Here is an 11,824-nt window from a genome sequence, read left to right on the forward strand (position 1 = left end):
CAACGGCCGACTCATCCGTACGGCACCGAGTACGTACAAGCTCCCTCTTCCCGGGGCCTTGACACCCTCAACTGAGCCTTAACTTCGTGGCATTGGTCGATCATCTGCCGGTGGCAGTAGCCTTCCGGCCGCCCGCCCCGGCCCGAAAGCCAGCCCGGATCCGGCAGCAGGTCCCTCACCACGACCCACTCGGCATCGCTCATGTCCGAGCCGTATCGGGGCCGGCGCTGCGGCCGGTCGCCCGCGCTCCGGAACCTGTGGGCGAGGCAGTCACACCCACGAGTGGACGAACTGGACTCGGCGACCACGACCACGCGACACTTCGACAACAGGGCCTCTTGCTCCTCGCTGGACTCGACATCCGCGAGCTACCAAGAGGCCCTTCCTTCATGCACTCACTCCCGACAACTCACCCGAACCAGGCTCCCGTTCGAACCCGTCCGACCGCGCGAGCGGATAGAGAACAGGCAGTTAGATGGCCGACGGGATGGGAGCTGGGGAGGTGGTGGGGTGAGGAGCATGAGGCCGCCTGGCAATGAAGGGGTGCCCCCTGCCAACAGCGGAAGGGCACCCCAAGGGCGGTCAGCGGTGACCGTAGCGGCCGTGGCCCCAGCGGTCGTCACGGTCGTGGCCCCAGCGGTCGTCACGGTCGTGGCCCCAGCGGCCGTCACGGTCGTGGCCCCAGCGGCCGTGGCCCCAGCGGTCGTCACGGTCGTGGCCCCAGCGGCCGTGGCCCCAGCGGTCGTCACGGTCGTGGCCCCAGCGGCCGTGCGTGGCATGAGATGCCGCCGAGGGGGCAAAGGTTGCGGCGCTGGCGCCAGTGGCACCGCCCACTAGGACGGCGGCTGCGACGCCCAGCGCGGCGGCAAAACGGGAAACCCGCATTCCGTGCTCCTTTCACGGCAGGAGTCTGATGCACCTGCCTGGTCGGACACATCGATATTTACAGGTCAAATATCACTTTGAGAGGAAATCAAGGCCAAAGACACCTTTTGTGATGTTCTGCGGCGAGTATAGGAACCGGCGCCAGGCGTGTCGGCGTCACGCCCGCACGCGGAGGGGAGGACCACCTCGTCCACCAGGGTGAAATCGCCTCAGCTTGACGTTTAACCTGGGTGGGCTTGGTGTTCCGTGATCGACTCGGCGCGCTTGACGGTCTTGCCGACGCCGTGGCGCTTGGCGTGCTGCTTGTTCTTCGAGCCGAGTGGCCGCCCTGGGCCCGGGCGGGACGGTTTCGGTGCGGCTGCCGGACGGGCTGCGGCCGCGCGGACGTTGCGAAACCCCCGGCGGACGCGGGCAGGGGTGAGTCGACGTGGTTTGGTGCTTCCGTGGTGCAGGACTTGAGAGGCGAGGGCGCTTGGCGACTTGCTTGGCCGACCGGTGCTTGGTGGGTCACCTGCTTGTACGGCTGACACGAAAGCGCCGCTGGTTCCCGCCAGGCGTTTGCGGCGGGCGGTGTGCAGTTGTGATGGCCCGTCAGCCCAGGTGATCACCGAGGACAGGAGAAAGGGCGGGGTCTCTGAACTGGGGCGGGCGTCGCCTCACCTCTGGGGGGCGCAGTCGTAGAGGGTGAAGCTGCCGTCGGCGCGGACGCCGTAGGCGGTGGGTCGGATGCGGGTGCAGTGGGACTTCACCCAGGTGGTGGCGGGAGTGGTGGGGCGCTGGGTGGTGAGCAGCGCATAGCGCAGCTGGTGGGCGGTGACGAGGCTGCCGAGCTGCTGGGCGGTCGGGAAGGGGGTGCTGCCGGTGAAGCCGCCCATGACGAGGATGGGCTCGGACTTCGCGCGCAGCAGGGGCTCGGCGGTGTAGGCGGCCTGGGTGGCCAGCAGGTACTTCTCGCCGTGGCGGTGCGTGGTGAGGTAGCCGAGCAGGGCGGTGTCACGGGCGCTGGGCCGGTCGAGTCCTCTCCTCCGCGGAGCGTGACGGGGGTGCTCGTAGTACGACTTGCCGACCGGACCGGCCATCGGCGAGGTGGCGGCGCCCGCATAGAGCGGGTTGAGGGTGGAGACGGCCCACCCGGCCGGTACGACCAGGGTGGCCGCGATCCCGGCGGCGAGGGTGGCGTGGATCTTCCGCGGGGAGGTGCGCGGCCCCCGGCTGCACAGGCCCACCACGCCGCACAGCGCGAGCATCACAGCGACCGGCAGCAGCCAGGAGACGAATCGGGTCGGCCAGTCGAGCACCAGCGCCCACGCCGCCGTCAGCCCGATCGCCGCCGGCAGCGCAAGGTGTCGCCGGCGGGCCGCCTCGGGTTGCGCCTCGTGCTCCGCCGCCGGCTCCGGCTTGTACGTCGCCTCGTACTCCGAGCGGAAGAGCGCGAGGCCGCCGCCGGCCAGCGCGGCGAGCGCCGGGGCGATGACGGCCGTGTAGTAGGCGTGGTTGCCGTTGGAGACGCTGAACACCAGCGCGTGCACGGCCAGCCAGCCACCCCACAGCAGAAATCCCGCGCGCGGCAGGTCGGTTCGCGGTCGGCCGGCGCGCCGGCCGACACCCAGGATCGCGGCGAGCACGGCGAGCGGCAGCAACCAGGCGACCTGCGGGCCGACCGTGTCGTTGATCAGCATGTCCCAACCGGTGTTGCCGGTGGTGCGGCTGGCGGCGGTGCCCGCGACGGCGCCGAACGCGGTGGGATCGCTGCTGAAGCGGCTGAGGCCGTTGTAACCGAAGACCAGGGCGAACGGATTGTTGTCGGACGTTCCGTCGAGGTACGGGCGGTCGGCGGCCGGTGTCGCCCAGGCGATGAACATCCAGGAGCAGGAGACCGCCAGTGCGACCGCCCCGCCCACCAGGACGCGCACAGCCCGGTGCAACGGCCTGCCGGGCGCGACGAGTTGGTAGACGGCGGCGAAGACCGGCAGCACCAGCCACGCCTGCAGCATCTTCGCCTGGAAGGCGAGCCCGACCCAGATCCCGCAGGTGATCAGCGGCAGCAGCCGCTCGGTGCCCACCGCCTTCTGCAGTGCTCCGGCGGCCGCCACCAGGAGCAGAGTGAGCGCGGTGTCCGGGATGGTGGCACGGTTGAGCGCCACGGTGACCGGGGTGAGGGCGAGCGCCAGTGCGGCGATCAGCGCGGCGAACGGACCGGCCCAGGCCCGTACCATCCGGTGCAGCAGCCATACGGTGAGCACGCCCTCGACGACCTGCGGAAGCGCGGCCGCCCAGGTGTGCGGGCCGAAGAGCCAGACGGAGACGGCGTCGGGCCAGAAGGCGCCGGGCAGCTTGTCGATGCTGACCGAGCCGGCGGCGTCGAGCCCGCCGAAGAAGAACGCACGCCAGCTGCCCGCCATCGAGCGTATCGCCGCACCGTAGAAGGGGTGGAGCGCGGCCTGCCCGATGCCCCAGGAGTACAGCACCGTGGCGACCGCCAGTACCGCGGCGAGCGCCGGACGCTCCCAGCGCGGGGCGTCCTCCGGCCGGTCGGAGCGGCGGTTCGCCGCCCGGCGGCCCTGCTGTGCTCCGGTGGGCTGGGCGGCGGGGATGGCGGTCATGGCAGTGGTCCTCGGATCAGCAGGTCAGGTGAGGCGGCGGTGCACAGGCGGCGACATCACACGCGGCTTCAGTCACAGGCGGCGGGCCGCCCGGAAGCCGCGGGCGTAGAAGTCGGTGCCGTCCAGCAGCGCGTGGCCCGACAGGTCGCCCAGGGTCGGACCGTTGGCGGCGGAGCGGCTGGAATAGAAGCGGTGCCGACCCTGGTCGTCGAGGCCCATGTACATGCCCACGTGGTCGATGAAGTCCGGCCGGTCCTTGATGATGGCGAAGAAGACCAGATCGCCGGGTTGCAGGGCGTCCAGATCGGTGGCCTGTTTCTTGCCGGTGTGGGGGATCACCGTGCGGCCGGGACCGTAGGCGGCGATGGCGTAGGCGCGGCGCGGCAGACCGGCGCCCTTGGTGTTGGTGTTGCGCATGGGGATGCCCATGCGGTAGCCCCACACCAGACGCTGGAAGCCGGAGCAGTCGACATCGCCGTAGCGGGCCTGCTCCGGCTGCACGCGGGTGCCGTCGGGGAAGGTCCAGTCGATGCCCAGATAGTCGTAGAAGTCGGACTGCTCGTCGTAGTAGGCGAAGTCGAGCGGGTTCTTGACCGCGGAGTTGCGCGGGCCGAAGTGCGCGGTGCCCGCGTAGCGCACGCCCTTGGCGTTGTGCTTGTCGGGCGCCCCGGCGCTGCTGTACTGGAACGCCACTGCGAAGACGTCCGGGCTGCTGTCGCCGAGGGATTTCTCGAACCAGCCCTTGAACCAGGCGGACTTCTCCATGCCCCGCTGCCACGCGTGCGGCAGCACCCGCACCCAGGCGTCCGTGGTCACCTTGGCCTCGGTGGTCCGCGGCTCGCTGAAGGTGCGGCTGGGCCCGGCGAGTACGGCCGTACGGGCGCCGTCGGTGAAAGTGGCGAGCGTGCCGCCGTCGCCGGCCCGGACCACGGTGCGATCCGGGGCGGACAGCCGCTCGAAGGTGCGGGGCCCGGTGGACCGGGAGCTCGGGCCGGAGCCCGTGCCGTCGGCGGCTGTACCGCTACCGTCGTCGCTTCCGTGCCCGAGGCGGTCCCAGGCGTACCCGCCCGCCACCCCGGCGGCCGCCACGCCCGCGAGCGTCCGGAACACGGCGCGTCGAGTCGGGCGGCTTCGTCTGCCGTCATGTGCGGAGTGCATGGCCGATCCTCCTGGAACTGTGAGGTGAGAGGGTGTGAACAGGTCAGCCGGTGGGCAGTGCCCCGATCAACAGACCGGCGACCAGCACCACGTACGTGGCCAGGGTCACCGCCGTGGTCGAGATGACCGTGGCCGCCAGCGGCTGGCGGGCCATCTGGTAGGAGACCAGGCCGGGGACGATGAAGCCAAGGGTCTGTGACGTGTACAGCAGCGGGAACTCGTGGCTGAGGGCGAGCATCACGGTGGTCTGCATCAGCACCGCGCACAGCACGACGGCGGCGAACAGCCGCTTGCCGTAGAGGATCACCGTGCGCTGCACCAGCTTCGTCATGAAGTACGTTCCCGCCGCCACGGCGACCATCAGCCCCGCCATCCGCACGTCGGTGACGAGCGTGAGGGCGATCCAGCCCGGGGTGATCATCCCTCCGGGGGAGAGGTTGGTGGTCAGATAGCAGACGAGCGAGAGGACCAGCCCGAGGGCGATCCCGAGCGCGGCGGTCTGTGCGGTGAGGTCGGCGGGGATCACGGGTTCCTCGTGGACTGGGTCGGATCGTAGGAGTGTTGCCGGTCGTCAGCGGTGCTCCGGTCATCTGGCCGGCCCTGGCGGGCGGCGGCTCGGCGGGCGAGCTCGCGCTGCTCCGGGACACGGAAGGCGTACGTCGGTGAATCCAGCGGTGCCACCCAGCTGTACGGCTCCGGCTCGGGCGGCCGGGCCACTGAGATCCGAGCCCGGGGTATGGCGAACTGCATGGTCTCCTGGTCCAGGCCGTCGCCGTCGGGAACGAGGTCGAGCGGGTCCTCGGAGTCGTCCAGCGGCAGCTGGGCCAGGGACTCCAGGAACAGCTCGCCCTGGCCGTGGATGTTGCCGATCGCCACCAGCGAGGAGTCCGGGCCGAGTTCCGCGAGGATCGCCGCCGTCAGCTCCTCGGGGTCCCGGCGGTCGCCGCCGAGATCCACCACCCGCCCGGTGAACCCGGCCGGAATCGCGTCGTCGGCGCTCTTGGTCGGGTGGCCGATCAGGAACACCGTCTCGGCGGCGAGGTCGGGGACGATGGTGCCCATCTGGCCGTTGCGCTCCACCCGGTCCGGGCGGCAGTTGATGACCACGCCGATCGGCCGTCTGATCGCGCCCAGATCCTCCAGCTGCCTGACGTTCATCAGCGTCGACTCGGGATCGTTGGCCGCGAAGACGTTGGCGAACCGCAGTCGCTTTCCCTCGGGGGTGACATAGCGCTCCACGGACAGCACGCCCGGGTCGGGCGGCGCGTCCCACATGCCCTGCATCGCGGTCTGCCGCTCCACGCTGAGCAGTTCGGCGACGGCGAGCGCGATCGCCACGTTCTCCTTGAAGGTGAACCAGCTGAAGCCGCGCAGCTCGGCGTCGGTCACCGCCTCCGGATCGACCGCGATCAGGCGGCAGTTCCGCTTGTCGGCCTCCTCCTGGAGGATGTGCAGCCGGTCCTTCTCCGCCGTCACGCACACCCCGCCCACCGGCATCGAGCGGGAGAGCGAGCGGGCGACGTCGTCCAGCGTCGGCCCCATCTCCTCCAGATGGTCCTCGCGGACGTTGCACAGCACGCCGATCGTGGAACGGATCAGCTTCTCCTGATTGATCTCCTGCAGCGCGGGCATCACCGCCATGCACTCGATCACCAGCGCGTCCGGCCGGTAGGTCGCCGCCCGCCGCACGATGCCGATCTGCTCGACGATGTTGGAGATGTTGAACTTGCGGTAGATCGGCTCCTCGGTGGCATCCGGATGGATGAACCGGGCCGCGGTGCCGGTGGTCTTGGCCACCGTGACCAGGCCACCGCCGCGCAGCGCGCCCGCGCACAGCCGGGTGATCGAACTCTTGCCGCGGATGCCGTTGACCAGCACCCGCGTAGGTATCTGCTCCAGCGAGGCGAAGTGCCGCCGCTGCTCCAGGATTCCGCCGATCCACAGCCCGGCGCAGCATAACAGGACGATGACATAGAGGAAGAGCACGCCGATTCCGTCCTTCTACCGGTGGAGAGTGTTCTCACGCAGGGACCGCGAGGGCCCGGCGGCATGGCCGGATCTGGCTGCACGGTCGCGTTCCGTCAGGGCCTGGCGCACCAGCTCCAGCCTGCGGGTGACCGAGCCGATCTCGTCGTGGTTGACCGGATGCAGCACGGTGCGGCGGTCTCCGCCGGCGAGCCGCTCGGCGAGCACGGCGACCGCGCGCAGCGGCCGGACCACCACGACATGCAGCCAGCCCAGGCAGGCCGCGCCCACGGCGAGGCCCAGGATGCCGGCGAGCATGGTGCGCTGCTCGGCCTGCACCGCCGGGATCTGGAGCCCTGCCGCGGGTTCCGCGGTCACCACGTGCCAGCCGAGACGGGCCGTCGGGCCGCTCTGCGCCAGCGGGGCGGCGGCGTCGACCGATGGACCGGAGGACATGTCGTGCACCGCCGAGGTCGCGGTGCCCGTGGTCCCCGGGGCGCCCTGGGTGGCGCGGACGAGACGGGTCAGGCCGGAGTCGGGCAGCGACTGGAAGGCGCGGTAGCCCACGCTTGCCGCCAGCACCTTGTCGTCGCGGTCCGTCACCCAGACGCTGCCCAGCTTCGGCCTGGGCAGAATGGAGTTGAGCACCTTCACGTCGATCTCGCCGAACAGGACCACCCCGGCCGCCTGGGCCTTGCCTTTACCGGCCCGGACCTGCGCGTAGGCGGCGATCACCGGGATCCGGCCCGAGGTGTTGACGTTGGTGATCCCAGCGCCGCCGGGTACGTGGACGAGGGTGCGCAGCGGTGTGCCGCCCACCCTCAGCGTGATGTCGCCCGAGCGGTCCAGGAGATACAGCGAGCGGTACTGCTTGTGGTCGGCGAGGGACTGCCGCAGAACGTCGGTCTGGGCGGCCCGGCTCTTGCCCGGCAGACTCGCTGCCGCGGCGCTCAGGTCGGTGTACGACTGGTCGAGGGACTGCTGGATCCGCTGCGTCGCGATCTCGGTGCGCGCCTGCTGGTCGGCGAGGACCGGAGCCGGAACCGCGGTCGCGATGTCCGCCCGGTTCAGCAGGAAGACCATCGGCACCGACCAGCAGGCCACCACCACCACGCCGACCACGGCCAGCGCCCGGTAGCCCGGTCCGCGCCGGGCGGGTAACTCCTGCGGGCCGCTCTCGCCGAGCAGTTGCCGGCGCAGGGCGTCAAGTGCCCGCCCGATCCGGGCCAGTTCTCCGAAGCCATGCACCGGAACCGGCCGGGACAGCTCCGCCCGCGCGGTCGGCTCGCTTCCGTTCGCGCCCCGGGCCAGGCGGCCAGCGGACAGATACAGCCGCAGCAGTGGCCGCTGCACGGATAAGTACAGCACCAGCCCGAGCAGCAGCGCGACCACGGCCAGCGCCCCGGCTGCCTCGAGCGCGAAGCGCGAGTAGTCGGCGGCGGTGGTCGTGGCGGGCACCGCGCGGGAGGTGAGCACCACCAGACCGAGGTCGTCGGTTTCGCCGGGACCGGTCGCCGAGGCGACCTGGGCCCAGCCGGCCACGGGGCGCCGGCTGCCCGTGGTGGGGCCCAGAAGGCTTCCCGAGGCGTCGGTGTCACTCCCCGACCCATGCGCCGCGCGGGCCGCCGCCGCGGGCAGACCACTGTGGGCGACGGCCGGCGCCGCCTTGCCGTGGACCGCGGTGGTGAGCACCGAGCCGCTCGCGTCCAGCACTTCGGCGGTGCGTCCGTCGCCGTACGCCGTGAGGGCGGGGAGCGCTTCGGAGACCACCAGCAGCCACTGCCGCTCGGTCCGGCTCGGGGCCTGGTACTGGTCCTGGTCGGGGTCGTCCTGCTGCGCGGGCAGCGTGACCCTGGCGAAGTACAGCAGTTGTCGCGTGCCGCCCGACGTCACCAGCCGGGGCGGGATCTCCCCGTGCCCGGACGCCGTCCTGGCGTCCACCCCGGACAGCGGTACGGTCTTGCCGCCGGTCGCGAGCAGTTTGCCGGTGCGCGCGTCGAGCAGCGCGCGGCCGAGGGCCGCCTTCCTGGCGGAGGTCAGCGCTTTGAGCGCGGTCGTGGGGGTCGATGTGCTCGTCGCCGGGTACGCGTGGGCCGTACGGCGTACCGTGCTCGCCTCGGCTTGGATCGCGGTCCGCATCGACAGCGCGGTGTCCGCGGCGATCCGCTGCTCCCCGTCCAACGCGGCCTGCGGGATGCCCCCGGTGTGGATGCCGTCGAGGCCGATCACGGTCAGGGCGGCGACCACCAGCAGGAGTACGACAAGTGAGGCTAACGGCGGGCGCACCCCGCCAAGCATCGGCATATCGGCGCGGCGGCGGGTGCGGTGTCGGCGTGGCGCCCGGGATGCAGAGGGCAGAGCAGCGGTTCCTTCCTCAACTGGCGCCTGGCGCCCACATGTTCGACCTTGCGAACACTCTAGCTCCCTGCGATCGCATAACCATCACACATTCGCCCCATGTGGCCTACGAAACAAGGGACTTGTGTGCGGCGGCGACACATGCGGGCCCCTCACGCCCCGAAGGGCGGACCCGCGAACAGGCCCGGCCCTTCGGATGCCCGGTCAGTTGGCCGGTCAACTGTCCGGTCAGCGGACGAAAGAGATCTCCGGGTACGTGTTGACGGGCCCGTCGAGCAGAGTGCTGTGCTTGTGACGCAGCTCCTGGTCGAAGAAGGCGGCGAGGTAGACGCACTGGATCTGGACCGCCCGGTCCGGGGCGATCGTGCCGTACTGCTTCTGGATCTGATCCTGGGAGATCCCGAGCAGGCGCGCCCACTGCGGCACCAACCACTCGTTGTCGCTGAATGACAGGTGCGCCGAGCCCTTGAGCTTGATGTCGACCCGGTATCCCTTCAGATGCGACCACAGCGTGCGCCACGACTTGTCGTTGTTGCGGTTGTGGTAGCCGGAGCTGAAGAGCATGAAGGGGCGGTCGAGGTCCTTGCTCGGAGCCGTCCCGAAGAACTGGCCGTCCAGGTTGGCACCGGCATCGATCCGCTTGTCGAGCTGCATCGCGGTGTCGACCGCCGCGCCGCCCAGCGACCAGCCGAACATCCCGATACGCGAGGTGTCCACCGACGTGGACAGCCCGGAGGGGAGCGTCGCGTGGCCGGCGTCCGGGTTGCCGCCACTGCTGATCTTGCCGAGCGCGTTGATGACGAACTTGATGTCGGCCGCGCGCACCTTGAGCGTGTCGGAGGAGTGGGCGCCCGACGGCATCTGGTTGACCTCGAGTCGATTGCCGGGGAACTGCACCTCGTTGGCGTCGTGGGTGTGGTCGACGGTGACGACGAGGTAGCCGCGGCTGGCGAGATCCTGGGCGAGCGCGGTGCCCATCGCGCGATCCGAGTGCAGGCCGGTCGAGTACAGCAGGACCGGCAGCTTGCCGAGCGAGGTCTTCACCGGGGCGAGGACGTGGCCCGCGGTTTTCGGCAGGGTCACCTGCTGCGGCGACAGCCCGCGCGAGGCGAGGAAGTGGGCGCCGGAGATCGACGGCATCCACGGCGCCTGATAGTGCCCGGACGTGGCGGTGGCCGGGTACCAGAGCGACACCATCAACTCGCGGTGCTTGTCGCCGGGCACGTACGGATCCGTACGGGACTTGTCGACGAGGTGCAGACCGACCATGCCCACGCTGTATTTCCCGGTCGGTGCGGGCATCTTGAGCTGCAGACCGGACCCTGCGGTGCGGGCGGACGTGAGTGCCTCAGGATGTACGGGCTCGTGGCGCAGCGGCAGTTCGTCGTTCTCAGGCGCCCAGGGCGTCTTCGGGTCGGGCTGGTCGGCCGAGAACCCGGTGGCCGAAGGCTTGTCGGACGTCTTCCCGGCGGCCATCGCCGGCGTCATCCCCGTAGCCAGCGCGACGGCCAGCGCACCTGTCGAGCCGACCGCTCTGGCGATCACTCTGCGACGGTGGCGCGGGCGGCGGTGTGTCATGAAACCCCCTTGTTGGTCAGCGATCGCGGAACGCGCGATCGACTGCCGCACACCGTACCGCCGCGGCAGCGGGCGGACTCGCCCGCCCGGGATGCCGCCGTAGCGAATTCACGTACCGGATGCTGAGCGCTGCCACGGCCCGGTGACCTGTCGACGCTTCACGGCGCCGGTCGCGCCCCGGCTGTTCTCCAGGGCCTGGCCCGGCCGGCGGCCGAATGCCGACACGGTGGTCAAGGGCGCACCGGAGCAGCCGTTCCACGGCGATACATGCCGTAGCGGGCGGTACCCATCCGGTGCCCTGGGTGACGCAGGTCTGCCCATACGAGGCCACGATGCGGTGCCCGCCATCCCCACGGGAACACGTTCAGGGCGCCGAGGCGCTTCAATGCACTGAGCGACTTCGAGTGCGTCGCCGCCGTCGGACGCCGGCCGTTCCGAGGAAGCGCAACAGCCGATCCCGCAGGTGGGCGTTCTTCGCCAGAAGGCACGCGCACTCGCAAAGGCCGCCCCGAGCCGGACACCCGGGCCAGCCGAGCCAAGCGCAGAGTTCATGACCGGTGCGATCGCGGCCAGCGAGACAGGACTGCTCGATGCTTCGAGCCTAGGCGCCTGCTCGGACAGCGCACCGGCCACAAAGTGAACGCCCCACCCTCACCGCACGGGGGGAGCGGAAGGGTGGGGCTGGCACACCCGTACCCCGACCACACGGTTGAACACGCAACCAGGTAGGTCGTTACGGATCATCCACAAAGCCGGGCCCGGCTCGGCTACCGTGCTGCCAACCCCCGTTCGCTGCCAGGCAGTGCCGTGCGAGACGGCGAGATTATTCAGTACGGCGTCAGAGCCGTCTACGCTGACGACAATGCGAAGACGCTGCCGTCCGCGGACGGCATGAGAAGGCGCCGTCGACCAGGTCGAGCACCATGTCCTCAGGAGCCGTTGGTCGGCATGTAGGCGAGCTCGACATTGTTGGCTGTGGCCCAGTCGCCGACCCGGGTGTCCTTCTTCCTTCGTGGTGAGGTGCGGGGAGCGGCACTACCTCACCCCTGACGGCCAGGTCGCGGCCAGCCCTGCAAACTGCTGCGCCAGGCTCTCGGGCGGTCCTCACGGGTGGCCATCGTCAAATGGGCCTGGCACGGCCGCGAGCGGCTGGGCCTGCTCCGCGTCCACGACGACGCCCTCGTGCTGCACCTCATGTACTGGCCGGACGAGATCCGTGACCCCACCGAGCTGCCGCCGCCGGTGGAAGTGACCGAGGACGAATCGGGTTCCCGCTA

General features: G+C 70.4%; 7 protein-coding genes and 2 pseudogenes. 1 reads left to right on the top strand and 8 read right to left on the bottom strand.

The genetic code is table 11. From position 1 onward, the window contains the following. Window positions 1–582: 582 nt before the first annotated feature. The 8 genes and pseudogenes from ACFQ9Z_RS34100 to ACFQ9Z_RS34135 all read right to left on the bottom strand — a co-directional run bounded on the left by ACFQ9Z_RS34100 (window position 583) and on the right by ACFQ9Z_RS34135 (window position 10,514). The gene (locus tag ACFQ9Z_RS34100; RefSeq protein WP_383029100.1) at window positions 583–885 is read right to left on the bottom strand and encodes a hypothetical protein; all 303 of its coding nucleotides are present in this window, start codon (window positions 883–885) and stop codon (window positions 583–585) included. A gap of 221 nt (window positions 886–1,106) precedes the next feature. Next, a pseudogene (locus tag ACFQ9Z_RS34105) lies at window positions 1,107–1,316 on the bottom strand (transposase); the annotation flags it as partial. Window positions 1,317–1,541: 225 nt separating this feature from the next. After that, window positions 1,542–3,488 (bottom strand): ArnT family glycosyltransferase, encoded by a 1,947-nt coding sequence (locus tag ACFQ9Z_RS34110; protein ID WP_383029104.1) that lies wholly within the window; start codon window positions 3,486–3,488, stop codon window positions 1,542–1,544. A 72-nt stretch (window positions 3,489–3,560) separates the two neighbouring features. Next, entirely contained in the window at window positions 3,561–4,646 is a 1,086-nt protein-coding gene (locus tag ACFQ9Z_RS34115) for an NlpC/P60 family protein (protein ID WP_383029109.1), read from the bottom strand. A gap of 43 nt (window positions 4,647–4,689) precedes the next feature. Further along, a complete protein-coding gene (locus tag ACFQ9Z_RS34120) occupies window positions 4,690–5,172 on the bottom strand; it encodes a poly-gamma-glutamate biosynthesis protein PgsC/CapC (protein ID WP_383029114.1) in 483 nt (160 codons plus the stop codon). Continuing rightward, window positions 5,169–6,632, bottom strand: a complete 1,464-nt coding sequence (gene pgsB / locus ACFQ9Z_RS34125) for a poly-gamma-glutamate synthase PgsB (protein WP_383029119.1) — start codon at window positions 6,630–6,632, stop codon at window positions 5,169–5,171. The genes ACFQ9Z_RS34120 and pgsB overlap by 4 nt, the downstream gene beginning before the upstream one ends. A 15-nt stretch (window positions 6,633–6,647) precedes the next feature. Then, on the bottom strand, window positions 6,648–8,897 hold the full coding sequence (locus ACFQ9Z_RS34130) for a HAMP domain-containing protein (protein ID WP_383029122.1): 2,250 nt from the start codon (window positions 8,895–8,897) through the stop codon (window positions 6,648–6,650). Window positions 8,898–9,197: 300 nt separating this feature from the next. Further along, window positions 9,198–10,514 carry an alpha/beta hydrolase family protein gene (locus tag ACFQ9Z_RS34135; protein ID WP_383029125.1) on the bottom strand — a complete coding sequence of 439 codons (1,317 nt, stop codon included), beginning with the start codon at window positions 10,512–10,514 and terminating at the stop codon, window positions 9,198–9,200. Between the two features lie 1,057 nt (window positions 10,515–11,571). Between ACFQ9Z_RS34135 and ACFQ9Z_RS34140 the strand changes: the two are divergent. After that, a pseudogene (locus ACFQ9Z_RS34140) lies at window positions 11,572–11,810 on the top strand (Ku protein); the annotation flags it as partial. Window positions 11,811–11,824: the final 14 nt, after the last annotated feature.

This window comes from Streptomyces sp. NPDC056580 (genome assembly GCF_042793175.1).
Classification (GTDB): domain Bacteria; phylum Actinomycetota; class Actinomycetes; order Streptomycetales; family Streptomycetaceae; genus Streptomyces.